This is a genomic window from Verticiella alkaliphila (assembly GCF_018904615.1).
GTDB classification, from domain to species: domain Bacteria; phylum Pseudomonadota; class Gammaproteobacteria; order Burkholderiales; family Burkholderiaceae_B; genus Verticiella; species Verticiella alkaliphila.
Genome location: NZ_JADCNH010000003.1, coordinates 23,986 through 47,319, shown reverse-complemented (window position 1 = coordinate 47,319; position 23,334 = coordinate 23,986). Strand labels below are relative to the sequence as shown.

Sequence of the window (23,334 nt, the reverse complement as noted above, 5' to 3'; positions counted from 1 at the left end):
GTTCATCCCGGCGCGGCTGCCAGGGCGGGCGCGCCTTCGCCCGGCCGCCAGGCCCGACGGATCGTCGATGCGAACCCGCCTTCGACGCGGGAGAAGGGCCGCGCGCTCGTCTGCACCCGAGGCAACGCCGACCACGCAATCGCCACGCCGGCACCGACCAGGCGATCCACGAGCGCCTGATCTTCGCTGCACGCCAGGGCCTCGAATCCACCGATGGCCTGGTAGGTCTGCGCCGAGATGCCGAGATTGGCGCCGTGCACGTGCCGGTGATCATCGCGATCCTGGTAGGCAGCGAGGAATGCCTGCCGGGCCTGCGCGGCGTGAGGGCCGTGCCGCTCCCAGCCGACCACGCCCACCGTGCCGCAGACGACATCCGCGCCAAGCGACAATTGATGGTACAGCCAGGCCGGCGACACCACGGTGTCGGCGTCCGTAAACGCCAGCCAGCGCGCGCCCTCGGCCAACAGGTGCCCGGCGCCGGCGGATCGGGCCAGACCGACATTGCGCACCTGGGTGCTCAGGGTGGTGACGGGCCACGCTGCCGCCAGCGCGGCGGTGCCGTCGGTGCAGTCGTCCAGCACGACGACGATCTGCACCGATTCTCCGCTCAGCCCGGGATGGCGCGCAGCCACCAGCACCGAGTCTAGGCACTGCGCGATGTCGTGCTCCTCGTTGTGCGCGGGAATGCAGACGCCGATCATCGGATGCCTCCGGGAACGCGCCGCCAGATGTCCAGGCGGAACGCCTCGTCGACATGGGCGACGATGCGGCGCAGGTCCGGCATGGCGTCGACGACGTCGTGCAAACGATGAGTGGGCTGGCAGCGATCGTGGAAATCCCGCGTGTAGTGGCACATGGCCCAGTCGGCAGCCGGCGCCAGGCTCGCGTGGCACTTCGCGAAGAAGCGCGCAAGCGCCATGTCGTCGAAGTAGTAGGCGAGTTCCGAGACCACGATCAGGTCCGCCTGCTCCTGCTCGCCGAGTGGCCAGGCCTCGGGCAAGCGCATGACGGCGACATCCACATTGCACATACCGTCGGTAGACAAAAGCTGGCGGGACGATTCGACCGCCGTGGCAGACAGATCGACGGCGCGTACGGCGTCGCAGCGTGCGGCAAGCACACGCGTCGTCTCTCCCGTGCCGCTGCCTAGCTCCAAGGCCATGCGGTAGCGCTCGCGCGGCAAGGCGGCCATGAGGAGCGCGCGCTTGCGGCGCTCATACCAGGCACTACGCACCGACCAAGGATCCGCGTCGCGACGATACATCGCCTCGAAATCCGTCATCGCAGCAACACCTCAATGTCGCGCAGCGCCCGGTCCAGTGCGAAATCCGGCAGGATGGGCGCACGCCCCGTCGACGGATCGGCATCCAGCTGCGTGCGGAAGGTCTGGATGGCGTCGCGCTTCGCACCCTGATCGTCCGCATCCAGAGCGATGGCGATCGCACGCTCCGCCGGGAAATCGCCGCGCTCGGGGTCGGCCCAATGCCAGCCCCAAATTGGCACTTCCAGGAACGTGCAGCCGCTCGCGTCGGCTGCGTGGCGGCTGGCCCGGCTCACGGCTTCGTGATCGGGATGTCCGTCCAGATGCCAGGGCGCAATGACGGTGTCGCCGGGCGACAGGCACCGCGCGAGACGCGCCGAAAGCCAGTCTTCCTGGGGCTCGACCCCGCCATCAGGCACCCTGAGGCGGTAACGTGTGGCCGGCACCCGCAGACGGTGCAGCGCCCATTCGCTTTCGCGCGTGCGTTCATTGGCCAGTTGCGCCGCAGGCCATCGTGGGGAGTCTGGGTGACTCGCCTCGCCATCCGTCACGGCCCACAAGTGAATGCTCGCCCCCAGACGGGCCGCCTGGCGCATGATCCCCGCGCAGCCGAGGATCTCGTCGTCTGGGTGGGGGGCAACCACGTGCAGGGCGCGCGCTGGGCTGACGATCTGCGCCGTGGTGGCCGCGGGCAATGGATGACGACGCAGCCACGCCTGCCAGACGGATTCGGGCGTGCCTTCGCCCTGGATGAAGCGCGAGCTCACAGTGTCCATGGTGAGGCGAGATTCTTTGGTGACAGTGCCAGCCCGAGTGCGGCGAGATCGCGCTCTGCGTGGCTTTGACGAATGAAAACGGGCAGGTCGGCCATCATCCTGGCAAAGGTCGCGTCCTTGCACATCGGCCCGGCACCCACGGCGCGCGGGGCACGGTGCAGCACGGTCTCGGCCGCGGCTTCGACGGCCAGACGCGCGCGTTGCACGGCTTGCGCGCAGGGGTCCCAGGGCGTGGCGTCGATGGCGTGGGCGGCTTCGCGCAGCAGCGCGCGCGCCTGGGCCAGGGCCACGTCGATCGCGCCAAGGTGCGCGAGGGCATGAGCGTCCTCGGGCCGCTGCTGGGCATTGCGCCGGACATGAGCGGCCAGGGCACACGCGCCGCCGTACCAACAGGCAGCCACGCCTGCGCCGCCGTGCAGGAAACCCGGGCGGGACACGTACTCGCCCGGGGCGCCCACGCGCACGCCGACGGCGCCATCGAATGCCACGTCCACCGTGGCGGTCTGGGCCATGCCCACCGCGGCCCAACCGTCGGTGCCCACCCGCACTCCCGGCTGCGCCGTGGCCACCTGTACCAGCTGTGGGCGGCCTTCGTCGTCCCACGTGCTGATGAGCGCGTGATCGACGTGAGCGGCTCCCGAGCACCAGGCCTTGATGCCGTCTAGTCTCACTCCGTCAGCGCCCCGCGCGCGTGACATCACCCTCTGCGCCGGTGGCTCGGCGCACCAGACGGCCCAAAGGCCAGGTGCAGCGTCCGGGTGGTCTGGTTCGAGTTCGCGCAGGATGGCGATCGCATCCACATGACTTTCGAAGAGCTTCGCGAGTGTGAGATCCCGCTCGGCAACGGCGGCCAGCGCGCGCCAGCGTTCCAGTGTCCGGCCGCTGCCGGGTCGAGGCAGGCCGTCGAGCCCGTCTTCGATCAGCCGACGAAGCTTGGCGAAGACATCAGGCGGGTGCTCGAGGCGCAGCCCAGTGGCGTTCACGGCAGGATCCAGTTCAGCGTTTTCAGGCCCGCAACACAGCGACGTGCTGCGGGGACAGCAAGACACAAAGCAAGCGGCATTCCCCTATGCAGCCGCGAGCCTGCTGTCGCGCTGCACTGCCGCAGCCTCTGGTCATGTACGTTGCAGTCACGCCGAATTGACAGTGGAATGACAGCGCATTGACAGGTCATGGGCAGAGGCATACGCTGCCACGATCGCCTCGCGTGATGACAACAAGAGAGAGAAGGGGACGGGCATGAAAGCGATTCAGTGGCTGAAGGCACTGGCGTTCGGGGCAGTGGTGTGCGCGGGTGCGGCGCACGCGCAGGTGAGCGTGATGCTGCCGGCCAATCCCGGCGGCGGTTGGGATTCCACGGGGCGGCAGGCCTTCCAGGCCATGAATCAGGCCGGCATCTACACTGGCACGGTCAATTACACGAACAAGGGTGGCGCCGGCGGCACGATCGGCCTGGCGGATTTCCAGCGGGCCTCCAAGGGCAAGCCGGATGCGCTGGCGGTGTTCGGTGCGATCACGGTGGGCGCTGTCACACTCAACAAATCCCCCATCGATCTCAGCAAGTTCAAGCCGGTGGCCCGCCTCACGGCCGAATACCTGGTGCTCGCCGTCAAGGCCGATTCCCCCTACAAGACGCTCGACGACTTCGTGAAGGCATTGAAGAGCAACCCCGGCGCGACGGCCGTGGGTGGCGGCTCGGCGGGCGGCGTGGACCACATCGCCCTGGCACTGCTCGCGCAAAGCGCCAGCGTGCCCCCGCAGTCGCTCAACTACATCCCGCAGGCGGGTGGCTCGGATACGGTGATTGGTATCGTCAACGGCACGCTGAAGGCCGGGATCTCGGGGGTTTCCGAGTTCCAGCAGTTCGCGCAGGATGGCCGGATCCGCATCCTCGGCGTCACCACCGCCGAACGCATGAAGAACCTGCCGGATGTCCCGACCTTCAAGGAAGCGGGCTACGACGTCGAGATCGCCAACTGGCGCGGCGTGCTGGGTTCCATCGACATGCCCGAGGCCAATCGCCAGGAATGGGTGGACCGCTTCACCAAACTCAGCGAGAGCGACGCCTGGAAGGCCGTGCTCGCCAAGCAGGGCTGGGATCCGTACTTCCTGCCGGGCGATCAGTTCGGCGCCTTCATGCAGAGCGAGAGCCAGCGCATCAATCAGGTGCTCAAGGACGCAGGCCTGGCCAAGTAATGGCCAACGCCGTCTTCTCTTGCGGTGACGCCTGAAGGAACGTGGATGATTGGGTTGCGCAAAGGCCCCTGGTGGCTGGGGCTGGCGGTGATGGGCCTGGGTGGCGTCTGCCTATATGCCTCGACCGAGCTTTCGGCCACGGCGCAGTACGCGGCGATCGGCCCGGGCATGCTGGTGTCGGTGGTGGGGCTCGGTCTGGTCGTGCTGGGCATCCTGCTGCTGATCCAGATCGCCCGGGGTGAGGTGTTCGAGCCTGAAGGCGCCGAGAACGCAGCGGCTGGGCAGCCCATGGACAAGCGGGCCTTCTTCACCGCGCTCCTGGCCGTGGTCCTGCCGGCGCTTGCCATCGAGACGCTGGGCCTGCCGGTGACGGCGATGCTGTCCTTCATGCTGGTGGCCCGCGCCTTCGGCTCGCGCCGCGTGCTGGCCGATCTCATCTATGGGTTCGTGCTGGGCGCGGTGTGCTGGTGGCTGTTTGGCTGGCTGGGATTGCAACTGGGCGGGTTCCTCCCGCTGGCGGGGCTGTGATGGACACCTTGGCGTTGCTGTTGCAGGGCTTCGAGGTGGCGCTCACGCCCACCAACCTCATGTGGGCCTTCGTCGGATCCGTGCTGGGCACCGCCATCGGCGTGCTGCCCGGGATCGGGCCGGCACTCACCATCGCGCTGCTGTTGCCGATCACCGTGTCGGTGGGGCCGGTGTCCGCGTTCATCATGTTCGCGGGCGTGCTTTACGGCGCCATGTATGGCGGCTCCACGACTTCCATACTCATCAATACGCCGGGCGAAGCGGGGTCGATGATGACCGCGCTCGAGGGCAACAAGATGGCCCGGGCCGGGCGCGGCGCCGCGGCGCTCGCGACGGCGGCCATCGGCTCCTTCGTGGCCGGCACGATCGCCACGTTGCTGCTCACTTTTGCCGCCCCAGTGGTGGCAGAGCTGGCCTTTTTGCTCAAGCCGGCGGATTACTTTGCGCTGACGGTGCTGGCCTTCACCTCGGTGGCCGTCGTCATGGGTGCATCCCGGGTCCGGGGCTTCGTGTCGTTGTTCATCGGCCTGGGCCTGGGCCTCATCGGCATCGACGCCATGACCGGCCAGCCCCGCATGACCTTCGGCGCGGCTGAACTACTCGACGGTGTCGAGCTCACGGTCGTCCTCGTGTCGGTGTTCGCCGTGGGCGAAATCCTCTACGTAGCCAGCCGCTATGTGAAGGAAGAGGACGAGATCGTGACCGTGAAGGGCTGGACCTTCATGACGCGCGAGGATTGGAAGCGCTCCTGGAAACCGTGGCTGCGCGGCACCGCGCTGGGCTTTCCGATCGGCACGATTCCCGGCGGCGGCTCCGAGATTCCCACCATGCTGTCCTACGCCATGGAGCGCAAGCTCTCGAAGCACAAGGACGAATTCGGCAAGGGGGCCATCGAGGGCGTGGCCGGCCCCGAGGCGGCCAACAACGCGGCCGCCGCAGGCATCCTCGTGCCCTTGCTGACCCTGGGGCTACCCACGTCCGCCACCGCGGCCATCCTGTTGGCCGCCTTCCAGAACTACGGCCTGCAGCCCGGCCCTTTCCTCTTCAACAGCAATCCCGAACTGATCTGGGGCCTCATCGCCTCGCTGTACATCGGCAACGTGATGCTGCTGGTGCTGAACCTGCCGCTGGTGGGCATCTGGGTCAAGCTCTTGCGCGTGCCCCGCCCGCAGCTCTACGCCGGGATACTGGTCTTTGCCATGATCGGCATCTGGGGCGTGTCGGGATCCGTGTTCGATCTGCTCCTGATGGCCGCGCTCGGGGTCATGAGCTACGCCATGCGCGTCTATGGATTCCCGATCCCCCCGCTGCTGATCGGGCTCATCCTCGTGCCGATGGCAGAGAACCAGCTGCGCACCGCGCTTGCGGCAGCGCAGGGCAACCTGTCGGTCCTGGTGCAGACGCCGGTGTCGATCGCGTTCCTGTCGCTGGCCGCGCTGTTCCTGTTCGTGCCGATTCTGGTCAATCGGGTGAAGAAGGTCGCGTAGTCTGCGCTCCACTTCGTGTCGTACGTGCGGCCCCGCAGGAGCTTATTGCCTAGGCGGATCCGTTACGGCCATAGCCGTACCGCAAACGACAACTGCGGCCGGACGTGGCAGCGCAGGTTGCATCTAGCACACTCAGTCTCTCAACGTTGATCTGATCGATCTTGATACAAGGCACGGAGGGTGCCTCAGGCCATATGTCGTCTTGCTCATATCCGCGCGATCACGCGGCGGATGGTTGTCAATGTGCCACCATGGCTGCAGGTGACGCAAAAAAGCCCGCCTTAGCGGGCTCATTCAGCAGACGACTCAGGCAGGCTCAAACTGCTCTTTCGTGCGAAAGGACTTCGAGGCTCGATCCGGAATTCCTTCGCTCTGAGTAGTAAGAGCATCGCGGCCGGTTCGCGTCAAGCGGATCCTACGCACCACCAGTTTCGATCCGGTAGGGGATACGAGACTGGTGCTCTCGATGTACTTACTGCCCGGACCCTTTGGAGTTTTGGGAGTAGTCATCTTAATACCTCCAGGTTACATAGTCTGCGATTGCGTCAACCAACGAAAGTATCTGCTCCTGAACTTCTTCGTTGTCGAACACGCCGCGACTACTTGAATCAAAGTAAATCACGCCGAGTGTCATTTGTCCACTCAGCGGATCGTCAGACGGCGGGGAGCGCCGCTGCCGCATGAGTAATAGCAATGCGAGCGTCGCGGCTCCGAACTCGACTACCCATTTTTGCTGCCACCACGGTAGGCGATCGACCCCGGGAATCGACTTTCCGGTTTTCACATAGACTCCTGTTTATAGTCGCGATGATGAGCGACTGCCGCTCGACCTTCAGCTCCTGGACTTCTGGCGCTCGTTCGTCGGATCCATGATCTCCCAACTGCAATTGCGGGATGTCATTGTGGCGGTCACCGGCCGCAATGACCATTGGTGCTGCCACGTAAATCGCTCAGACCAGCGCTGAGCCTTCGTGGGCCAACAGCATATGGGCCTGCCAGTGCACGGCAACTCGTCGGTGAGGCTTGAACAAGCAGCAATCGAGCACTGATCATTCATGAGGGGCCGGTCTTGGGGGCGCAACCATCGTCGATCACAGGCCGCCTTAAAGGCGACCGAAGCGCTCAGACCCATCACTGTCCGACGCCTCACGCCGCCACGAATGAGGACGCGAAAAAGGGGGCTGCACTCACGTGCAGCCCCCTTTGGAATTCCTTGGTGGCCTGGGGCGGAATCGAACCACCGACACGCGGATTTTCAATCCGCTGCTCTACCAACTGAGCTACCAGGCCAACGAAGACCGCAACTATACACCATATTTGACCCACGTCAAACCGTGTGCAGGACTTTTTTGTGCGTTCTCACGGTCGGTTGCTTATAATCTAGGCTTCCGCTTCCTGATTCGAGCTCGCTGCCGGCGCCCTGCGTCCGGTGCCACGGGCCTCACGTATGTCGGTCGACGTCATCACATTCGGTCTGAACCACACCTCCGCGCCGCTTGCCGTGCGCGAGCGGGTGTCGTTGACGGGTGACCTGCTGCGCCCGGCACTGGATGGCCTGCGCGCGGCGTTTGGCGGCGCGGTGCGCGAAGCGGCGATTCTCTCCACCTGTAATCGCACCGAGATCTACTGTGCGGCCGAGCCCCAGGCGGCCCGGCAGCTGCCGATCTGGCTGGCCGAGCATCAGCGCATCTCGGCAGACGATCTGCACCCCCATCTCTATCGTCACGACCAGGACGACGCCGTGCGTCACGCCTTCCGCGTGGCGAGCGGGTTGGATTCGATGGTGCTGGGCGAGCCGCAGATCCTCGGGCAGATGAAGGAAGCCGTGCGCACGGCAGATGATGCCGGCTCGCTCGGCACGCTGCTGCACCAGCTGTTCCAGCGCACGTTTGCGGTGGCCAAGGAAGTCCGCTCTCAGACGGCCATCGGCGAGCAGTCCGTCTCCATGGCGGCTGCGGCGGTGCGGCTGGCCGAGCGGGTCTTCGGCGATCTCACCCAGGTGAAGGTGCTCTTCATCGGCGCGGGCGAGATGATCGATCTCTGCGCCACCCACTTCGCCGCGCAGCATCCGCAGCGCGTCACGGTGGCCAATCGCACGCTCGCGCGCGCCGAGACGCTCTCCACGCGCATCTCGGGCGACACCATGAAGCTGTCGGACCTGCCCGAGCGGCTGGCCGACTACGACGTGGTGGTCTCCTGTACGGCAAGCTCCCTGCCCATCCTCGGCCTGGGGATGGTGGAGCGGGCTACCCGTCAGCGGCGTCGCAAGCCGATCGTGATGGTCGATCTGGCGGTGCCGCGCGACATCGAAGCCGAAGTCGCCCGGCTGGACGACGTCTATCTCTACTGTGTGGACGATCTGGGCCGGCTGGTGCAATCGGCCACGGACGCGCGCAAGGCGGCGGTGGTGCAGGCCGAGGCCATCATCGAAACCCGGGTGCAGCATTTCATGCACTGGCTGGGCACGCGTGAGATGGTGCCGGTGATCCGCGATCTGCACCAGGCGGCGGGCGCCATCCGCGCGGCCGAGCTCGATCGCGCGCGCAAGATGCTCGCGCGCGGCGAATCCCCCGAGGCCGTGCTCGAGCAGCTGGCCCACGGGCTCACCCAGAAGTATCTGCACGGCCCCCTGGCCGCGCTCAACCAAAGCGAAGGCGAGCACCGCGAGCAACTGCTCGCCTGGCTGCCGCGCCTGTATCCCCTGCGCGAGCGTTAGCGGCGCTCGGCTTTCCCGGGCCGTCTGCCGTGCGCAGGCCTTGCCCGTGCCGGCCGCCTGTGGCTGGCCCCTCTCGTCTCTTCATCCGTCTGGGCACTGCAAGCCCGCCGAACGTATCCGGAACCGCCGTCATGATCAAAGCCTCCATGCGCGAGCGACTCGAGCAGCTGTCGCGCCGCCTGGTCGAAATCGATGCCTTGCTGGCCACCCCTGAGGTGGGCAGCGATGTGGGCGAATTCCGCAAGCTCTCGCGCGAGCGCGCCGAGCTCGAGCCCGTCGTGCAGGCCTTCGATGCCTTCGTGCGGGTGGAATCCGACGTCGAGGCAGCGCGCGAGATGTTGGCCGACCCGGACATGAAGGCCATGGCGGAAGAGGAGATCGAGACGGGGCGCGCGCGCATGAGCGCGCTGGCCGACGAGCTGCAGCTGCTGCTCCTGCCCAAGGATCCGGACGATGCGCGCAATCTCTTCCTGGAAATCCGCGCCGGCACGGGCGGCGACGAGAGCGCGCTCTTTGCGGGCGATCTGTTGCGCATGTACCTGCGCCATGCCGAGCGCAATCGCTGGCAGACGGAAATCATGTCCGAGAGCCCGTCCGAACTCGGTGGCTACAAGGAAGTGATCGTGCGCCTGGCAGGCGAGGGCGCCTACGGCAAGCTCAAGTTCGAATCGGGCGGCCACCGCGTGCAGCGCGTGCCGGAGACCGAAGCCCAGGGCCGCATCCACACGTCGGCCTGCACGGTGGCCGTGATGCCGGAGCCCGACGAGATGGCCGAGATCAACATCAACCCGTCGGAGCTGCGCATCGACACGTTCCGCGCGAGCGGTGCGGGCGGCCAGCACATCAACAAGACGGATTCGGCCGTGCGTATCACCCATTTGCCCACGGGCCTGGTGGTGGAATGCCAGGACGATCGTTCCCAGCATCGCAACCGCGACAAGGCGATGAAGGTGCTGGCCGCGCGCCTGCATGACAAGGAAGTGCGCGAGCGTCAGGCCAAGGAAGCCGCGCAGCGCAAGAGCCTGGTGGGCTCGGGCGACCGCTCCGAGCGCATCCGCACCTACAACTACCCGCAGGGGCGGATCACGGATCACCGCATCAATCTCACCCTGTACAAGCTGCAGCACGTGCTGGACGGCGATCTGGACGAGATCACCGGGGCGCTGCTCGCCGAACATCAGGCCGAGCTGCTGGCGGCGCTGGGCGAGGCGTGAGCATGATCCGAACCGGCACGGCGGCAACGCCGCCTGCCCGGCCGGTTGCCGTGGCTGGGCAGCGCTTCTCGCGCGGCGCCCCCGCGAGCCGTCGATTCGGCGGCGCGTCAGGCGCGATGCGGGCGAGCCGCGCCGCGGCCTGGGGGCGCGCATGACCACCCCCGGGAATGGCAATGCCGCGGCAGCACGCACCGTCGCGCAATGGCTCCGGGATGCCGGCATCGTTGCCAGCGAAGCGCGCTTGCTGCTGTGTCACGTGCTGGGCGTGCCGCGCACGTGGCTCATCACGCACGATACGGACGCAATCGCCCCAGCCGACGCGGCGCGCTTTGCGGATCTGACCGCCCGTCGCGCCGCGGGCGAGCCCATCGCCTACCTGCTGGGCAGCCGCGAGTTCATGGGGCATGCCTTTGCGGTGTCGCCGGACGTGCTGATTCCCCGGCCGGAAACCGAACTCCTCGTGGAGACAGGGCTGGCACACGTCGCGGGACGCACCCGTCCGCGCATCCTGGACCTGGGCACAGGCAGCGGCGCGATTGCGATCTCCCTGGCCCTGGCCCGGCCGGACGCCGTCGTCATCGCCACCGACCAGAGCGAAGCGGCGCTCGCCGTGGCGCGGGCCAATGCCCGTGACCTGGGGGCGGAGGTGACGTTCCTGGCGGGCGATTGGTGGTCGGCGCTGGCGTCTGAGACGGTGGCGTCGGGCCCCGCGCGCGCGGCCATGCCTGCCGCGACCGGTTCGACGCCCGCCGACTTGCCGTCGCAGGAGGCCGCCCCCATCTTCGATCTCATCGTTTCCAATCCCCCTTACATCGTCGCCGGGGATCCGCATCTGACCCAGGGCGACCTGCGCTTCGAGCCGATCGACGCGCTCACGGACCACGCCGATGGCCTCGCCGCGCTGCGCATTCTGGCCCAGGGCGCTGCGGCGCGGCTCGCGCCGGGCGGCGCGGTGTGGTTCGAGCACGGCTATGACCAGGCCGCCGCGGTACGCGATCTGCTGGACCAGGCAGGCCTGCGTGACGCGCGCAGCCTGCGCGACCTTGCCGGGATCGAACGGATCACCGGCGCACTTCTATAATTGTCGTCATCTCTTCATTGCGAGGCAGCCATGAGCACCGTCCAGGAATTCCTCAGCCAGACCGTCACCGACAACCCCGTCGTCCTTTTCATGAAGGGCACGGCCCAGTTCCCGCAGTGCGGCTTCTCCGGCCGTGCCATCCAGCTGCTCAAGTCGTGCGGCTTGAAGCAGCTCATCACCGTCAACGTCCTCGAGGACGACGAAGTCCGTCAGGGCATCAAGGAGTTCTCGAACTGGCCGACGATTCCCCAGCTCTACGTGAAGGGCGAATTCGTCGGCGGCTCGGACATCATGGCCGAGATGCACGAGTCGGGTGAGCTCAAGCAGCTGCTCGACGGCGCAGGCGTCACGGGCTGATGTCCGGCGCAGGCCGGCCACGCCGGCTGATCGTCGGCATCACGGGCGCCACCGGGTCGATCTACGCGCTGCGGCTGCTGCAGATGGTGCAGCCGCTCGCGGATGTCGAGACGCACCTGGTGATCTCGCCATCGGGCGTGCTCAACATCAAGCACGAGCTGGACGTGGGGCGGGCGGAATTTCATGCGCTGGCCGACCATGTCTATGGCATCCGCGACGTGGGCGCCACGCTCGCGAGCGGTGGCTTTGCGACCGACGGCATGATCATCCTGCCGTGCTCGATGCGCACGCTGGCGGCCGTGGCCCAGGGCCTGTCAGACAATCTCATCACGCGGGCTGCAGACGTCGTCCTGAAGGAGCGCCGCCGCTTGCTGTTGATGGTGCGCGAGACGCCGTTCAATCTGGCCCACCTGCGCAACATGACGGCCGTCACGGAGATGGGCGGCATCGTCTTTCCGCCGCTGCCGGCGTTCTATCACCGGCCGCAGTCCATCGACGAGATGGTGGACCACACCGTGGCCCGAGTGCTGGGGCTCATGGGGATCGAGGTGCCGGGGCCCGAATGGCTGGGCACCCGGCCTGAAGTAAACGCCTGATACGGCAAGTCTGAGGCCGAACTCTCACAGGGCCTAGGCTCCGGGGCCAGCGTCTGACACGGCACTGACCCAGAACTCGCGCCGGGCGAGGCCCCGGCACCGCGGGGCTGGCGCCTCAGACAGCGCGCCAGCCCAGACTGCGCTCAATGCCCCAGGATCGCGTCGAGCGCCTTCAGCAGCGCGGCGCATTCCGCTTCCGTGCCGATCGAGATCCGCAGGAACTGATCGATGCGCGGCAGCTTGAAGTGCCGCACCAGCACGTTGCGATCGCGCAAGGCCTGAGCCAGCGCCGCGCCGTCGTGCCCAGGGTGACGGGCGAAGATGAAGTTGGTGTGCGAGGGCAGCACGTCGAAGCCGCGCTTTTCCAGCGCCAGGGACAGGTCATGACGCGAGTTCATGATCTTCTCGCGCGTGGTGCGGAACCAGTTGTCGTCCTCGAACGACGCCACCGCGCCGGCCTGGGCGAGCGCGCCGAGCGGGAACGAGTTGAAGCTGTTCTTGACGCGGTCCAGCCCTTCGATCAACGCGGCATTGCCTACGGCGAACCCCACGCGCAGGCCCGCGAGCGAGCGCGACTTGGAGAACGTCTGCACCACGAGCAGGTTCGGGTACTGGCGCGTCAGCGGGATGGCCGTCTTGCCACCGAAATCCACATACGCCTCATCGACGACGACGACCTGGTTCGGCACGCGCTTCAACAGCGTCTCGATGGCGTCCAGCGGCAGCAGGTGCCCCGTGGGCGCGTTCGGGTTCGCGAAGATGATGGGGCCGGCGCCCGCCGCGTAATCGGCCAGCACGATCTCGAAGCGCTCGTTGACGGGGCGCACCACGTGCGGGATGTCGTACAGCTTGCAGTAGGACGGATAGAAGCTGTAGGTGATGTCCGGCATCTGCAGCGGCTGCGCCTGGCGCAGCAAGCCGTTGAACACATGGGCGAGCACCTCGTCCGAGCCATTGCCCAGGAAGATGTTCTCCGGCTTCACGTGGTGATGCGTGGCGATGATGCGGGCGAGTGCCGAGCTGTGCGGATCCGGATACAGGCGCAACGAGTTGTCGGCGTGATCCTGCAGCACGCCCAGCACGTTGGGCGACGGCCCGTACGGGTTCTCGTTGGTGTTGAGCTTGATCAGCCCCGAGATGCGCGGCTGTTCGCCGGGCACGTAGGGCGTCAACTGATGAACGATGGGGCTCCAGAACTGGCTCATGACGGCTCGCTGCGGCAGGTGTGACAGGGAATGCTAGGTATCGGCGGGACGGCGCCGGAGGATCTGCACCGGGCGCAGGCCATCGTCCCGGGCGGGCTCGCCACAGGCTTCGTCGGTGGCGGCGCTCGTGGGCTCGACCGGATCGAAGGCGGTGTCGCCTTGGGGATTGGGTGCGCCCGTGGGCTTGAGACCGGCGAAATCGAAGAGTTCGCGGTCCATGAGATGGCTGGGCGTGACGCGGCTCAGCGCGTTGAACATGTTGTCGATGCGACCGGGAAAGCGCGCTTCCCACTCGTCGATCAGACGCGCGGCTTCCTGGCGCTTCAGGCCATCCTGCGAGCCGCACAGATTGCACGGGATGATCGGGAAGGCACGCCAGGCCGCGTAGGCGACGAGGTCGTCTTCCTTCACATAGGCCAGGGGCCGGATCACGGTGTGGCGACCATCGTCGGACACGAGCTTGGGCGGCATCGCCTTCATCTGTCCCCCGTAGAAGAGGTTCATCATGAAGGTCGCCACGATGTCGTCGCGGTGATGGCCCAGGGCGATCTTGGTCGCGCCGAGTTCATCGGCCACCCGGTACAGGATGCCGCGGCGCAGGCGCGAGCACAGCGAACACGTCGTCTTGCCTTCGGGCACCAGGCGCTTGACGATCGAGTACGTGTCCTGGGTCTCGATGTGAAAGGGGATGCCCAGCTTCTGCAGGTACTCGGGCAGGACATGTTCCGGAAAGCCAGGCTGCTTCTGGTCCAGATTGACGGCGATGATCTCGAAGTCGATCGGCGCGCGTTCGCGCAGCCGCATCAGGATGTCGAGCAGCCCGTAGGAATCCTTGCCGCCGGACAGGCACACCATGACCCGGTCGCCTTCCTCGATCATGTTGAAGTCGACGATGGCGCGGCCTGTCTCGCGCATCAGCCGCTTGGCGAGCTTGTTGCGCTCGAAGGCGAGCTTGCGCTCGGCAGCGGCGTCGGCAGGGGCGGTGGCGGGCGTGAGAACGGCGTTCATGGCAGCAAAAGCAGGTTGGGGCCCGGCACTCAGGCCGGGCGGGTGGCGAAGACTTCGATGCCCACGGCCGCGCAATCGGCGAAGGCCATCGGCTTGCCCACACGCAGCTTCACGCTCGTCACGTCGGCAAAGTCTTGCAGGAGCCGGGCGGCCAGGCGGTCGCACAGCGTCTCGAGCAGATTGACGTGCGCCTTGGAGCACTCGTCGATGATCGTCTCGCGCAGGCGCCGGTAGTCCAGCACGTCGTGGATGTCGTCGTGGCTCGCCGGCGGGCGCACGTTGACGGCGAACTCCGCGTCCACGTGCAGCGGCTGGGTGGTGCCGCGCTCGTGATCGAGGATGCCGATCTGGGAATCGACCGCCAGGCGAGAGAAGAAGATTCGTCGTTCTATCATGATTCTTGGGGGTCCCGCATCAGGCTGAAGTCGCGGGCGAAGCCCACCAGGTGCTGTCCGCCATCGACGACGAGCGTCGTGCCGGTGATGGCCGGGTTGCCGGCCGCGAAGACGACGGCGTCGGCCACGGATTGCGGATCGCTCGCGCGGCCCAGCGGCGACATCTGGTGCGTGCGGGCGAAATCGGCCTCGCTCTGCATGTGGCTGGGCAAGGTCAGGCCGGGCGCCACGCCCACCACGCGCACGGCGGGCGCCAGCGCCTGGGCCAGCATGGTGGTGGCCGCTTCCATCGCAGCCTTGGTGAGCGTGTACGAAAGGAAATCCGGGTTGTAGTTCCAGAGCTTCTGATCGAGCAGGTTCACGACCACGCCCCGGGCGTCTTGACCCCGCTCGCGCAGATGCGCGGCGAGATCTCGCGCGAGCGCGATCGGTGCCACGAGATTGGGCCCGAGGTGGGCGATCAGGTTGGCGCCCCGAAATGACGCGGCATCGTCGAACTCGAATACGCCAGCATTGTTGACGACGGCGTCCACGCGACCGAAATGCGTGGCCACGCGGGCGACGAGCCCGTTCACCGCCGCTTCATCCGCGAGATCACAGTCGAAGGCTTCCGCGGTGCCGCCCTGTGTGCGGATGTCTGCCACCGTCGCCAGGGCGTCTTCGCGCGAGCCGTTGTAGTGCACCGCCACCCGCCAGCCGGCCGCAGCCAGTGCCAACGCAATGGCGCGTCCGATGCGCTTGCCCGCGCCGGTGACGAGCGCCGCGCGCGCGTTGGCGAGCTGGGTGGGGGAGGGAGTCATGCTGGCATTGTAAGCGCCGCGGTTCGGTATAGTGGGCGCGCCAGGGCCTCGTGCGCCGCGCGAGCCCGCTTTTTTCGCAGAATCGAGCCTGTCATGACCGATACCGTTCCCTCTTCCGATACCGCGTTCCACGCCCGCTACGGCGCGGCTCCCGAGGCCGCCGACGCGATGGCCTGGAATCCCACCATCGCCGCGCTCCTGGCTCACCGCTCCGTGCGCCGCTACGACGACGCGCGTCCGGTCACGGACGACATGCTGCGCGCGATCGTCGCTGCCGGGCAGTCTGCCGCCACCTCGTCCAATCTGCAGATCTGGAGTGTGGTCGCGGTGCGCGACCCCGCCCGCAAGGCCGCCTTGGCCGAATGTGCCGGTGGCCAGCGGCACGTGGCACAGGCGCCGCTCTTTCTGGTCTGGCTGGCGGATTTCGCCCGTCTGCGTCAGCTCGCGGGCGATCACGCGGTGCCGCTGGATGGCCAGGATTACCTGGAAGCCGGCGTGCTGGGCTGCGTCGATGCGGCGCTCGCGGCGCAGAACGCCATGGTGGCCGCCGAATCGCTCGGTCTGGGCGGGGTGTACATCGGGGGCATCCGCAACAAGCCGGAGGCCGTGGCCGAGATCCTGAACCTGCCGCCGCACGTCTTTGCCGTCTTCGGGATGTGCCTGGGCTATCCCGCGGCGGACGACAACGCCACCGTGAAGCCGCGCCTGCCGCAGGCGGCCGTGCTGCACCACGAAACCTATGATCTCACAGCCCAACGGCTCGAAGTGACGCGCTACGAAGAGCGCGTCAATGCCTTCTATGCGAACCAGGGCATGGGCGAGAGCTGGGTAGGCCGTGCGCTGGCACGCATGGCCTCGCCCCAGTCGCTGACCGGACGGGACCGGCTCTCCGAGGCCTTCCGCAATCTGGGCTACCCGCTCAAGTAACGCCGGACGCGCTCAGTCCACCGTGGCGCCGGAGATCTCGACGGCGTTCTTCCACACCGGGCGCTCGGCCTCGACGCGTTGCGCAAAGTCGGCCGTGTCGCGGTAGGCGGCCAGATAGCCCAACTGTTCCAGGCGCTCGACCACCGCCGGCTTCTTCAAGGCGTCGCGCATGGCGTCGGCGACCTGACGGATGACGGGCTCGGGCGTGCCTGCGGGTGCGAAGAGACCCAGGTAGGACGCCGGCACCAGCGTCTTCACGCCGGCCTGGGCGAAAGTGGGCACGTCGGGTAGGCCGGCATACCGTTGGCTGCCCGAGACGGCGAGCGGCCGGACCTTGCCCGCCTGGATCATCGGCAGCACAGGGCCGAGGGCATCCACGCCGATCGGCACTTCGCCTGCAGCAACGGCAGCGACCGCCGCGGGGCTGCCCTTGAACGGCACATGCAGCATCTCGAGCTGATTGCCCGATCGGACCAGCTCCATGGCGAGATGGACCGTCGTGCCACTGCCCGGCGAGGCATAGGCCAACGGCTTCTCGGCAGTGCGCGCCGCCTGGATCAGGCTCGCGAGATCCTGGGCGGGAAAGCCCGCGTTCACGTAGATCACGTTCACTGCATCGCCGAACTGGGCGATGGGCGCCAGATCCTTGGCCACGTCGTAGCCCAGGTCCTTGTACATGTAGGGACTGATGGCGGTGTTGGGCGCTGCACCGAGCAGCAAGGTGTAGCCATCGGCGGCGGATCGCACGACTTGCGAGGTACCGATGTTTCCCGAGGCGCCCGGGCGATTCTGGGTGACGATGCTCTGGCCGAGCGGGCCGCTGATCTCCTGCAGCAGCACCCGGGTGGCCACGTCGATGGCGCCCCCAGCGGGAAAGGGGACGACCGTGGTGATGGGGCGATCCGGCCACGCCGCCTGGGCATGGCAGGTGCCCGCCACCATCATCGACATCACCAGAGCCTGCCAGCGCCAAGCCGCCATCACCATCTCCCGACAATCGCCGGGGCAGGATGACCCGCAGCGCAGTGAATCAAGAACGGCCAGCGTACAGAAGCACCGGCTCGTCGAAACTCGTCACATTACCTGATCGGCTTGCCGAGATTCGCGCCGATTCGCCGGAAATTCCGTCCACGAGATTCGTGTAACGCAAATTGTTGCCAAATTTAGTGCTTGACAATGCGGCAGGCGCATTTTCCTGTTCTGGAAGAATCAGCCAGACGGCATTGCCGGCACTCCTGGCCTCACCCATCAGGCCTCCGGGAACCGGCGTCCACGTCACGCCCGCGTCCAGCGGCGGCAGCTCGCTCAGGGCGCCGTGCAGGTTGCGGATGATACGGCTGCCCAGTTGGGGATTGCCCAGGCGATCGATCAGCCCGGCACGCGGAAAGTACCCGCGGTCCACGTCGGCCAGCGTGTCGAGAAAGATGGTGGCGCCCGGTACGGTCTGTGCACAGAAGGCCGCTTGCGCTGCGCGCATCGCGTTGTGCCAGGCATCCGGCGCACCCTGCGCCGGCGTGTTCGATGCGAGCCGGACGTGGACGTGCGCGTGCAATCCGCGGGCGCTGCAATAGGCAGCGGCTTCGGCGATACCGGCGTGCGCGGGGGTGGTGTGGCTGATACGAAACACCAGCCGATCCACGCCGGTCTGCGGGCTCAGTGTGGCCGCGTCTGCGAGATGCGGGTCGTCGGCGCCCTGGTAGCCGTGGTCGACCAGCAGCTTGATCTGCTTGCCATCGCGCGAACCGCCCGCCGCGCTCCAGAAGCGCGACACCGCGACAGGCACGCCCAACCTTGCCTGTAGAGACAGCAGTCGCTGCCCGTGGTCCTCGGGCAAAGGCCACTTGAGAATCAGCTCGATCCCGTCGAGCAGGAGCGCGTGTTTTTGCGCCACACCGAGCGAGTTTTCGTTCGGCCACCCGAAATGAAATACGGTAAAGTAGATCCCCAATTGGCGCAGGGCGGCCATGCGTTCACGCGTGGCTGGGTCAAGCAGGTCGTCCAGGGGCACGCGCAGGCTGCGGATCCCCATCTCCCACAGCGCCAGGATCGGATAGTCGTTGCGCGCCTTCTTGCGGCGGAACTCATCCAGCATGCTGCTGTAGGGAATGTCGTGCAACTCGGTCCAGCCGTGCCTCAGGTCGATGCCCAGGCGCGGCCCACGCGCCAAGGGTGCGGGCAGTGCAGGCCAGTCACGCTGAGGCGTGGGGTCGGCTTCGCGTACGCGCTCGAACGTGCGTACGAATCTCGGCACAACAGCCTGCGGATACACGTCCACCAGCATGAAGCCCAGCTTGGCGTCGTCGTTGCGCCCGTTCTCGTGGCCATCGGGCTGCGTCACGCGGAACATCTCGGCGTAGTCGGCGCGCACGAACGCGGTCGACGGCATGAGGAAGAACTGGGTATCCCCGTGCCGGTTGTAGAAAAAGTTATGGACGTGTCCGGTGAAGACCGTGCGTACCTGATGGCGTGCCAGGAGTGCCAGCAGCCAGCTGCGCCCGGGCTCATCGATGTTGTCGTAATGGCCCGGCTCGTCGGCTGAGGCTACGTAAGGAGGGTAGTGCATCATCAGGAAGCATCGCCGGTCCGCGTGGGCCGCCAGGTCTGCCTCCAGCCACGCCGCCTGCGCCTTCTCACGGTCGAGCCTCGCGTTGATCAGCGAGGTATTGATGACGATGAAATGGCAGCCATGCGTGTCGAAGCTATAGAAGTGCTGTCCGAAGTGCGTCTCGTAGCGCTCGGCATACGCTTCCTGGATCGATCCGGCGGGCACGTAGTCCGCGCACTTGTCCCCGGTGTCGTGATTGCCCGGCACCAGGTGCAATGGCGCCTGCAGCGCTGCCGTCGCTTCGCGGAACATCCGGACCGCCTGCGGGTACGACACCGCCTCGGGCACCGGATGCACCATGTCCCCCACGTGCACCACGAAATCCGGCGCTGCGGCGTTCACCGCTGCGATGGTATGGCGCAACCGGGTGTTCGTGAGCCGATGGGATGCGAACGGCGAGATCTCGTCGATGTCCGACGGGTTCACGTGCGAATCCGCGATGACGGCAAAACGAAACAGCGGAGATTCGGACATCGGTTTCCTGGCACGCATCCATAAGCAGGGTTCATCCGTAGTATGTCGTAATGCGTCCAATCAATGAAGTTCAATTTTCTGATCCAAGAATAAGAAATTTTCATGGTTACCATCAAACAGCTTAGGGCGCTGATTGGCGTGGCCGAGACGGGCAGCTTCACGGCTGCCGCCAGACGGCTGGCGGTGACCCAGTCGGCGATCAGCGTCATGATTCGCGAGCTCGAAGAACTCGTGGGCGAGCCGCTCGTGGTACGGGGGCGCAACGTGCACCTCACGGCGGCTGGCGAGACGCTGCGCGCAAGCGCATTGCGCTCCATCACGGATTTGAATCGCACGCTGGACGGCATTCGCACAGGACGTGAGCAGGAGGGCGGCCGATTGCGTCTGGCCGCAGGGCCGCTGGCCGCGGCGACGTTCATGCCCCGGGCATTGGCACTCTTTCGCGAGCGCCAGCCCATGGTGTCGGTCGATCTCGTGGACATGCCGGTGCAGGACGTGGCCCAGGGCGTGGCGGTCGAGCAGGTGGACATTGCCGTGGGCGCGCTGGGCAACAACCCGCGTCTGGCAGGTCTGCTGCGCAGCGAGCCGCTGCTGAACGATCGGGTCTATGCCGTCTACGGTGCCGGCCTGGCGCCGGAGCTACGCGGCAAGTCCAAGCGCCTGCCGCGCGCCGTGCTGCAGGATGCCGAGATCATCCTCACTGGCCGGGTGACGGGGCAGTGGCGCGATTTCTTCCTGCAGTTCTCCGAGGAAGGCATCACGTTCAACATCGCCTATGAGGTGTCGCTGTATTCCACCGTGCTTCAGATGGTGCGCTGCGGCCTGGGTATGACGCTGCTGCCGGCATTCGCGGCGTCACATCTGGATCCGACGGTGTACGACGTGCGCGCGATCGATCACGGCTCGGCACGCTGGCCTGTGCAATGGATCACCCGACAAGGTGGCGCTCCGTCGACGGCAGCACTGGCCTTGCGCAAGGCGGTGGATGACACGCTGGCCGAGCAGCGCAACAGTCACCCGTTGCCCTGAAGCGCAGCGCGTCTACATGGCGATGGACATGCCGCCGTCCACGACGAGCACGTGGCCATTGACGTAGGACGCCGCTGGGGATGCCAGAAAGACGGCGGCGCCGGCGATTTCCTCAGGCCGGCCCCATCGTCCCACCGGCGTCCTGCTGGCAAAATGCGCCCCTACCGCAGGGTCCGCCACCATGGCGGCATTCGCTTCGGTGGCAAAGCCACCGGGCGCGATGCCATTGCTGGTGATGCCGTGCGGGCCGTATTCGGCGGCCAGGGCACGCACCAGGCCTGCCAGGCCAGCCTTGGCGGTGGCATAGATCGCGTCGCCCGCGCGCGCCTGCGGACCTGCGATCGAGGTGATCGCGATGAGCCGGCCGCTGCCTTGCTTGAGCATGCGCTGCGCCGCCTCGCGGGCGAGCAGCACGCCGGCGGCGAGGTTGGTGTGCAGCAGGCCGAGGATCTGCGCATCGTCCAGCGACTGGAGCGGCTGGCGCAAACGGCCGCCGACATTGTTCACGAGGATGTCCAGACGACCGTGTTCCGCATCGAGGCGCGCGAACGCGGCCCGCATGGCGGGAGCGTCGCCGACGTCGAAGGCGGCCGCCGAGGCGCTGGCGCCCTGCTCGCGCAGTGACTGCGCCGCCGCTTCCAGTGCGTGCGCCTCCCGTCCATTGAGGACGACGTGCGCGCCGCAGCCGGCCAACGCACGGGCAATCTCCCAGCCCAGCCCGCGACGGGCACCGGTCACGAGGGCAACCTGCCCCGCGAGCGAAAAGCGCGAGAGCCAGGCCGGCGCGGCGGCTGGCTGCGCAGCGTCCTGCGCGAGCGCGGGCGCGTCAGTCCCTGGCGCGCCTGGGAGGTGGGTGGTCATTCCGCCACGAATGCCGGTTCAGCCGGCGCGGCCTCGCCCAGGCGCACGCTGAAGGCGCGCAGCTCGTCGCCGCGGAAGGCGTGGATCGTCACGCTCGCGCCCGGCTGGTAGCGCGCGAGCAAAGCGTCCAGTCCCGCGGAGCCTGCGATGCGCAAGCCATCGATGGCCACGAGCACGTCGTGTGCGGACAGCCCCGCGCGATGCGCTGCGCCGCCTTCCAACACGGTGGCAAGCACGGCATCCGTGCCTTGGGCGCGCACGCGCACGTCCAGTCCCGCCGCGGTGACGGCCTTGGGCGGGCGCGTCGCGATGCGTTGCGTGGCGAGCAGTTCGCGCACGGGCACGTCCTCGCGGCCTTCGGCGTAGCGCGTGATGAAGGCGCTTGCGTCCACGCCGGTGGCTTCTTCGATGAGGGCGGGCAGGGCGTCTTCCGGGATCCCGCGAGGGCGACCCTGATAGAAGTCGCGTCCATAGCGGGTCCACAGCAACCGCATCACGTCGTCCAGCGAGCGTTGTCCGCCCGTGGCATTGCGCAGCGTGATGTCCAGGCCCAGCGCGATCAGCGAGCCCTTGGTGTAGTAGCTCACCAGCGCATTGGGCGAGTTCTCGTCCTGCCGGTAGTAGCGCGTCCAGGCATCGAACGAGCTCTCGGCCACGGACTGCTTGTGACGCCCCGGCGCCCGCTCGACCCCCGCCACCGTCTTGGCCACGAGCTTGAGATACGCCGGCAGGTCGATGACCCCGCTGCGCAGCAGCATGAGATCGTCGTAATAGGAGGTGAAGCCCTCGAACACCCACAGCAGCCGGGTATGGTTCTCGCGCGACAGATCATAGGGCGCGAAGAGCGCCGGCTTGATCCGCTTCACGTGCCAAGTGTGGAAGTACTCGTGACTGACCAGACCCAGGAAGGTGCGGTAGCCATCGCTCTGCTCCGCGCGGCCCGTCACCGGCAGATCGGCGCGGGCGCACACCAGGGCCGTGCTGGCCCGGTGCTCCAGGCCGCCATAGCCATCCGGCGTGATCTGCGTCATGAAGACGTAGCGCTGTGCGCTGTCCAGGAAGGGCGCGCGGCGCGTTTCTGGTTCGAAGAACGCGATCTGGGCTTCGCAGATGCGCTTGGCGTCCGCGGCGATGCGGCCGAGGTCCAGCCCGGGCGCGGTGCCGGTGAATACGAGCTCGTGCTCGGCGCCGTGCGCCACGAAGCGCGCCACCTGGGGGGTGCCCATCTCGATCGGGTGATCGATGAGGGCGTCGTAGTCCGGGGCCTGGTAAAGACCATAGCCATGCCGGCGTGCAGCGCCCGCCACGCCCGTGGCCTCGGGCAGGCTCGTGTAGACCTGCCAAGGCGTGTCCGCGAACGTCTGGCGGCGATCCGGCGCCACCAGTTCCAGCAGGCAGGGCGAGGTTTCGCGGCCTTGCACGCGCAGGAACACGCTCGTGCCATTGAAGAAGCCGTGGGATTGATCCAGATGCGCCGAGCGCACGGAGAGATCCCACGCATAGATGACGCACGTGATGACGAGCGGACCGCGACAGGGCGCGGCGTGCCAGGTGTTGCGATCCAGCTTGGTCAGTGCCACGCGCTCGCGACCACTGCGGGCCTCGATCGTTTCGATCTGGCGAGCGAATTCGCGCAGCAGATAGCTGCCGGGAATCCACGCAGGCAGTGAGACGATCTGGCCATCGGCGGCGGGCTCGTCGATCGTGAGACGTACCTCGCAGCGGTGGCCAGCGAGGTCGATGGGGGCAAGACGGTAGCGGATTGGGGTATCGGTCATGAGTTCGGAGAGGGGCGGGTGCCGGCTTGGCTGCCCGCCG

At 67.0% G+C, this 23,334-nt stretch carries 23 protein-coding genes and 1 tRNA gene; 10 read left to right on the top strand and 14 right to left on the bottom strand.

The features are described 5' to 3' along the window. Window positions 1–2 precede the first annotated feature (2 nt). Genes IMZ29_RS03135 through IMZ29_RS03120 form a run of 4 tightly spaced genes read right to left on the bottom strand, consistent with a single transcriptional unit; the run spans window position 3 to window position 3,020 of the window. The gene (locus IMZ29_RS03135) at window positions 3–701 is read right to left on the bottom strand and encodes a glycosyltransferase family 2 protein (RefSeq protein WP_216180373.1); all 699 of its coding nucleotides are present in this window, start codon (window positions 699–701) and stop codon (window positions 3–5) included. Beyond that, a complete protein-coding gene (locus IMZ29_RS03130; protein WP_216180370.1) occupies window positions 698–1,282 on the bottom strand; it encodes a class I SAM-dependent methyltransferase in 585 nt (194 codons plus the stop codon). Before IMZ29_RS03130 ends, IMZ29_RS03135 begins: the two co-directional genes overlap by 4 nt. Further along, entirely contained in the window at window positions 1,279–2,037 is a 759-nt protein-coding gene (locus tag IMZ29_RS03125; RefSeq protein ID WP_216180368.1) for a PIG-L deacetylase family protein, read from the bottom strand. Before IMZ29_RS03125 ends, IMZ29_RS03130 begins: the two co-directional genes overlap by 4 nt. Beyond that, window positions 2,025–3,020 (bottom strand): acyl-CoA dehydrogenase family protein, encoded by a 996-nt coding sequence (locus tag IMZ29_RS03120; protein WP_216180366.1) that lies wholly within the window; start codon window positions 3,018–3,020, stop codon window positions 2,025–2,027. The genes IMZ29_RS03125 and IMZ29_RS03120 overlap by 13 nt, the downstream gene beginning before the upstream one ends. 256 nt (window positions 3,021–3,276) lie before the next feature. On the opposite strand from IMZ29_RS03120, the gene IMZ29_RS03115 reads away from it, so the two are divergent. Genes IMZ29_RS03115 through IMZ29_RS03105 form a run of 3 tightly spaced genes read left to right on the top strand, consistent with a single transcriptional unit; the run spans window position 3,277 to window position 6,248 of the window. Next, complete coding sequence (locus IMZ29_RS03115) at window positions 3,277–4,233, top strand: Bug family tripartite tricarboxylate transporter substrate binding protein (protein WP_216180363.1); 957 nt, start codon at window positions 3,277–3,279, stop codon at window positions 4,231–4,233. Between the two features lie 45 nt (window positions 4,234–4,278). Further along, window positions 4,279–4,761 (top strand): tripartite tricarboxylate transporter TctB family protein, encoded by a 483-nt coding sequence (locus IMZ29_RS03110; RefSeq protein ID WP_216180361.1) that lies wholly within the window; start codon window positions 4,279–4,281, stop codon window positions 4,759–4,761. Then, complete coding sequence (locus tag IMZ29_RS03105) at window positions 4,761–6,248, top strand: tripartite tricarboxylate transporter permease (protein WP_216180820.1); 1,488 nt, start codon at window positions 4,761–4,763, stop codon at window positions 6,246–6,248. Before IMZ29_RS03110 ends, IMZ29_RS03105 begins: the two co-directional genes overlap by 1 nt. A gap of 511 nt (window positions 6,249–6,759) precedes the next feature. Here IMZ29_RS03105 and IMZ29_RS03100 read toward each other — a convergent pair. Together IMZ29_RS03100 and IMZ29_RS03095 are read right to left on the bottom strand one after the other, a co-directional pair. Beyond that, window positions 6,760–7,032 carry a hypothetical protein gene (locus IMZ29_RS03100; RefSeq protein ID WP_216180359.1) on the bottom strand — a complete coding sequence of 91 codons (273 nt, stop codon included), beginning with the start codon at window positions 7,030–7,032 and terminating at the stop codon, window positions 6,760–6,762. 430 nt (window positions 7,033–7,462) lie between these two features. Continuing rightward, window positions 7,463–7,538 (bottom strand) — tRNA-Phe (locus IMZ29_RS03095). Window positions 7,539–7,695: 157 nt separating this feature from the next. Here IMZ29_RS03095 and hemA point away from each other — a divergent pair. The 5 genes from hemA to IMZ29_RS03070 all read left to right on the top strand — a co-directional run bounded on the left by hemA (window position 7,696) and on the right by IMZ29_RS03070 (window position 12,212). Continuing rightward, window positions 7,696–8,964 carry a glutamyl-tRNA reductase gene (hemA, locus tag IMZ29_RS03090; RefSeq protein ID WP_216180357.1) on the top strand — a complete coding sequence of 423 codons (1,269 nt, stop codon included), beginning with the start codon at window positions 7,696–7,698 and terminating at the stop codon, window positions 8,962–8,964. Window positions 8,965–9,098: 134 nt separating this feature from the next. Next, a complete protein-coding gene (prfA, locus tag IMZ29_RS03085; RefSeq protein ID WP_216180817.1) occupies window positions 9,099–10,178 on the top strand; it encodes a peptide chain release factor 1 in 1,080 nt (359 codons plus the stop codon). A gap of 151 nt (window positions 10,179–10,329) precedes the next feature. Continuing rightward, window positions 10,330–11,259, top strand: coding sequence for a peptide chain release factor N(5)-glutamine methyltransferase (prmC, locus tag IMZ29_RS03080; protein ID WP_216180354.1), 930 nt, complete (start codon window positions 10,330–10,332; stop codon window positions 11,257–11,259). A 30-nt stretch (window positions 11,260–11,289) separates the two neighbouring features. After that, window positions 11,290–11,616, top strand: coding sequence for a Grx4 family monothiol glutaredoxin (grxD, locus tag IMZ29_RS03075; RefSeq protein ID WP_216180351.1), 327 nt, complete (start codon window positions 11,290–11,292; stop codon window positions 11,614–11,616). Beyond that, on the top strand, window positions 11,616–12,212 hold the full coding sequence (locus IMZ29_RS03070) for a UbiX family flavin prenyltransferase (protein ID WP_216180348.1): 597 nt from the start codon (window positions 11,616–11,618) through the stop codon (window positions 12,210–12,212). Before grxD ends, IMZ29_RS03070 begins: the two co-directional genes overlap by 1 nt. A 143-nt stretch (window positions 12,213–12,355) precedes the next feature. Here the strand turns inward: IMZ29_RS03070 and hisC are convergent, their stop codons facing one another. The 4 genes from hisC to IMZ29_RS03050 are packed head-to-tail and all read right to left on the bottom strand — an operon-like array spanning window position 12,356 to window position 15,620. After that, entirely contained in the window at window positions 12,356–13,417 is a 1,062-nt protein-coding gene (hisC, locus tag IMZ29_RS03065) for a histidinol-phosphate transaminase (RefSeq protein ID WP_216180345.1), read from the bottom strand. Window positions 13,418–13,450: 33 nt separating this feature from the next. Beyond that, window positions 13,451–14,425, bottom strand: a complete 975-nt coding sequence (ttcA, locus tag IMZ29_RS03060) for a tRNA 2-thiocytidine(32) synthetase TtcA (RefSeq protein WP_216180342.1) — start codon at window positions 14,423–14,425, stop codon at window positions 13,451–13,453. A 29-nt stretch (window positions 14,426–14,454) separates the two neighbouring features. Then, on the bottom strand, window positions 14,455–14,820 hold the full coding sequence (gene folB, locus IMZ29_RS03055) for a dihydroneopterin aldolase (RefSeq protein ID WP_216180339.1): 366 nt from the start codon (window positions 14,818–14,820) through the stop codon (window positions 14,455–14,457). Next, window positions 14,817–15,620, bottom strand: a complete 804-nt coding sequence (locus IMZ29_RS03050) for an SDR family oxidoreductase (protein WP_216180336.1) — start codon at window positions 15,618–15,620, stop codon at window positions 14,817–14,819. Before IMZ29_RS03050 ends, folB begins: the two co-directional genes overlap by 4 nt. A gap of 93 nt (window positions 15,621–15,713) precedes the next feature. Here IMZ29_RS03050 and IMZ29_RS03045 point away from each other — a divergent pair, with 93 nt between their 5' ends. Further along, window positions 15,714–16,547, top strand: coding sequence for an NADPH-dependent oxidoreductase (locus IMZ29_RS03045; RefSeq protein ID WP_216180333.1), 834 nt, complete (start codon window positions 15,714–15,716; stop codon window positions 16,545–16,547). Between the two features lie 12 nt (window positions 16,548–16,559). On the opposite strand, the gene IMZ29_RS03040 is transcribed toward IMZ29_RS03045, so the two are convergent. Both IMZ29_RS03040 and IMZ29_RS03035 read right to left on the bottom strand, forming a co-directional pair. Further along, window positions 16,560–17,528: a Bug family tripartite tricarboxylate transporter substrate binding protein gene (locus tag IMZ29_RS03040; protein ID WP_216180331.1), complete on the bottom strand. Its 969-nt coding sequence runs from the start codon at window positions 17,526–17,528 to the stop codon at window positions 16,560–16,562. Window positions 17,529–17,577: 49 nt separating this feature from the next. Beyond that, window positions 17,578–19,626 carry a metallophosphoesterase family protein gene (locus IMZ29_RS03035; RefSeq protein WP_216180328.1) on the bottom strand — a complete coding sequence of 683 codons (2,049 nt, stop codon included), beginning with the start codon at window positions 19,624–19,626 and terminating at the stop codon, window positions 17,578–17,580. Between the two features lie 102 nt (window positions 19,627–19,728). Here IMZ29_RS03035 and IMZ29_RS03030 point away from each other — a divergent pair, with 102 nt between their 5' ends. Continuing rightward, complete coding sequence (locus IMZ29_RS03030; protein WP_216180324.1) at window positions 19,729–20,655, top strand: LysR family transcriptional regulator; 927 nt, start codon at window positions 19,729–19,731, stop codon at window positions 20,653–20,655. Window positions 20,656–20,667: 12 nt separating this feature from the next. Here the strand turns inward: IMZ29_RS03030 and IMZ29_RS03025 are convergent, their stop codons facing one another. Then, window positions 20,668–21,516 carry an SDR family oxidoreductase gene (locus IMZ29_RS03025; RefSeq protein ID WP_216180321.1) on the bottom strand — a complete coding sequence of 283 codons (849 nt, stop codon included), beginning with the start codon at window positions 21,514–21,516 and terminating at the stop codon, window positions 20,668–20,670. Then, a complete protein-coding gene (locus IMZ29_RS03020) occupies window positions 21,513–23,294 on the bottom strand; it encodes a M61 family metallopeptidase (RefSeq protein ID WP_216180319.1) in 1,782 nt (593 codons plus the stop codon). Before IMZ29_RS03020 ends, IMZ29_RS03025 begins: the two co-directional genes overlap by 4 nt. Window positions 23,295–23,334 lie beyond the last annotated feature (40 nt).

Coding starts and splice junctions, on each gene's coding strand:
- IMZ29_RS03135 (WP_216180373.1), bottom strand. CDS start 701: ATGATCGGCGTCTGCATTCCCGCGCACAACGAGGAGCACGACATCGCG.
- IMZ29_RS03130 (WP_216180370.1), bottom strand. CDS start 1,282: ATGACGGATTTCGAGGCGATGTATCGTCGCGACGCGGATCCTTGGTCG.
- IMZ29_RS03125 (WP_216180368.1), bottom strand. CDS start 2,037: ATGGACACTGTGAGCTCGCGCTTCATCCAGGGCGAAGGCACGCCCGAA.
- IMZ29_RS03115 (WP_216180363.1), top strand. CDS start 3,277: ATGAAAGCGATTCAGTGGCTGAAGGCACTGGCGTTCGGGGCAGTGGTG.
- IMZ29_RS03110 (WP_216180361.1), top strand. CDS start 4,279: ATGATTGGGTTGCGCAAAGGCCCCTGGTGGCTGGGGCTGGCGGTGATG.
- IMZ29_RS03105 (WP_216180820.1), top strand. CDS start 4,761: ATGGACACCTTGGCGTTGCTGTTGCAGGGCTTCGAGGTGGCGCTCACG.
- hemA (WP_216180357.1), top strand. CDS start 7,696: ATGTCGGTCGACGTCATCACATTCGGTCTGAACCACACCTCCGCGCCG.
- prmC (WP_216180354.1), top strand. CDS start 10,330: ATGACCACCCCCGGGAATGGCAATGCCGCGGCAGCACGCACCGTCGCG.
- grxD (WP_216180351.1), top strand. CDS start 11,290: ATGAGCACCGTCCAGGAATTCCTCAGCCAGACCGTCACCGACAACCCC.
- IMZ29_RS03070 (WP_216180348.1), top strand. CDS start 11,616: ATGTCCGGCGCAGGCCGGCCACGCCGGCTGATCGTCGGCATCACGGGC.
- hisC (WP_216180345.1), bottom strand. CDS start 13,417: ATGAGCCAGTTCTGGAGCCCCATCGTTCATCAGTTGACGCCCTACGTG.
- ttcA (WP_216180342.1), bottom strand. CDS start 14,425: ATGAACGCCGTTCTCACGCCCGCCACCGCCCCTGCCGACGCCGCTGCC.
- folB (WP_216180339.1), bottom strand. CDS start 14,820: ATGATAGAACGACGAATCTTCTTCTCTCGCCTGGCGGTCGATTCCCAG.
- IMZ29_RS03050 (WP_216180336.1), bottom strand. CDS start 15,620: ATGACTCCCTCCCCCACCCAGCTCGCCAACGCGCGCGCGGCGCTCGTC.
- IMZ29_RS03045 (WP_216180333.1), top strand. CDS start 15,714: ATGACCGATACCGTTCCCTCTTCCGATACCGCGTTCCACGCCCGCTAC.
- IMZ29_RS03040 (WP_216180331.1), bottom strand. CDS start 17,528: ATGGCGGCTTGGCGCTGGCAGGCTCTGGTGATGTCGATGATGGTGGCG.
- IMZ29_RS03035 (WP_216180328.1), bottom strand. CDS start 19,626: ATGTCCGAATCTCCGCTGTTTCGTTTTGCCGTCATCGCGGATTCGCAC.
- IMZ29_RS03030 (WP_216180324.1), top strand. CDS start 19,729: ATGGTTACCATCAAACAGCTTAGGGCGCTGATTGGCGTGGCCGAGACG.
- IMZ29_RS03025 (WP_216180321.1), bottom strand. CDS start 21,516: ATGACCACCCACCTCCCAGGCGCGCCAGGGACTGACGCGCCCGCGCTC.
- IMZ29_RS03020 (WP_216180319.1), bottom strand. CDS start 23,294: ATGACCGATACCCCAATCCGCTACCGTCTTGCCCCCATCGACCTCGCT.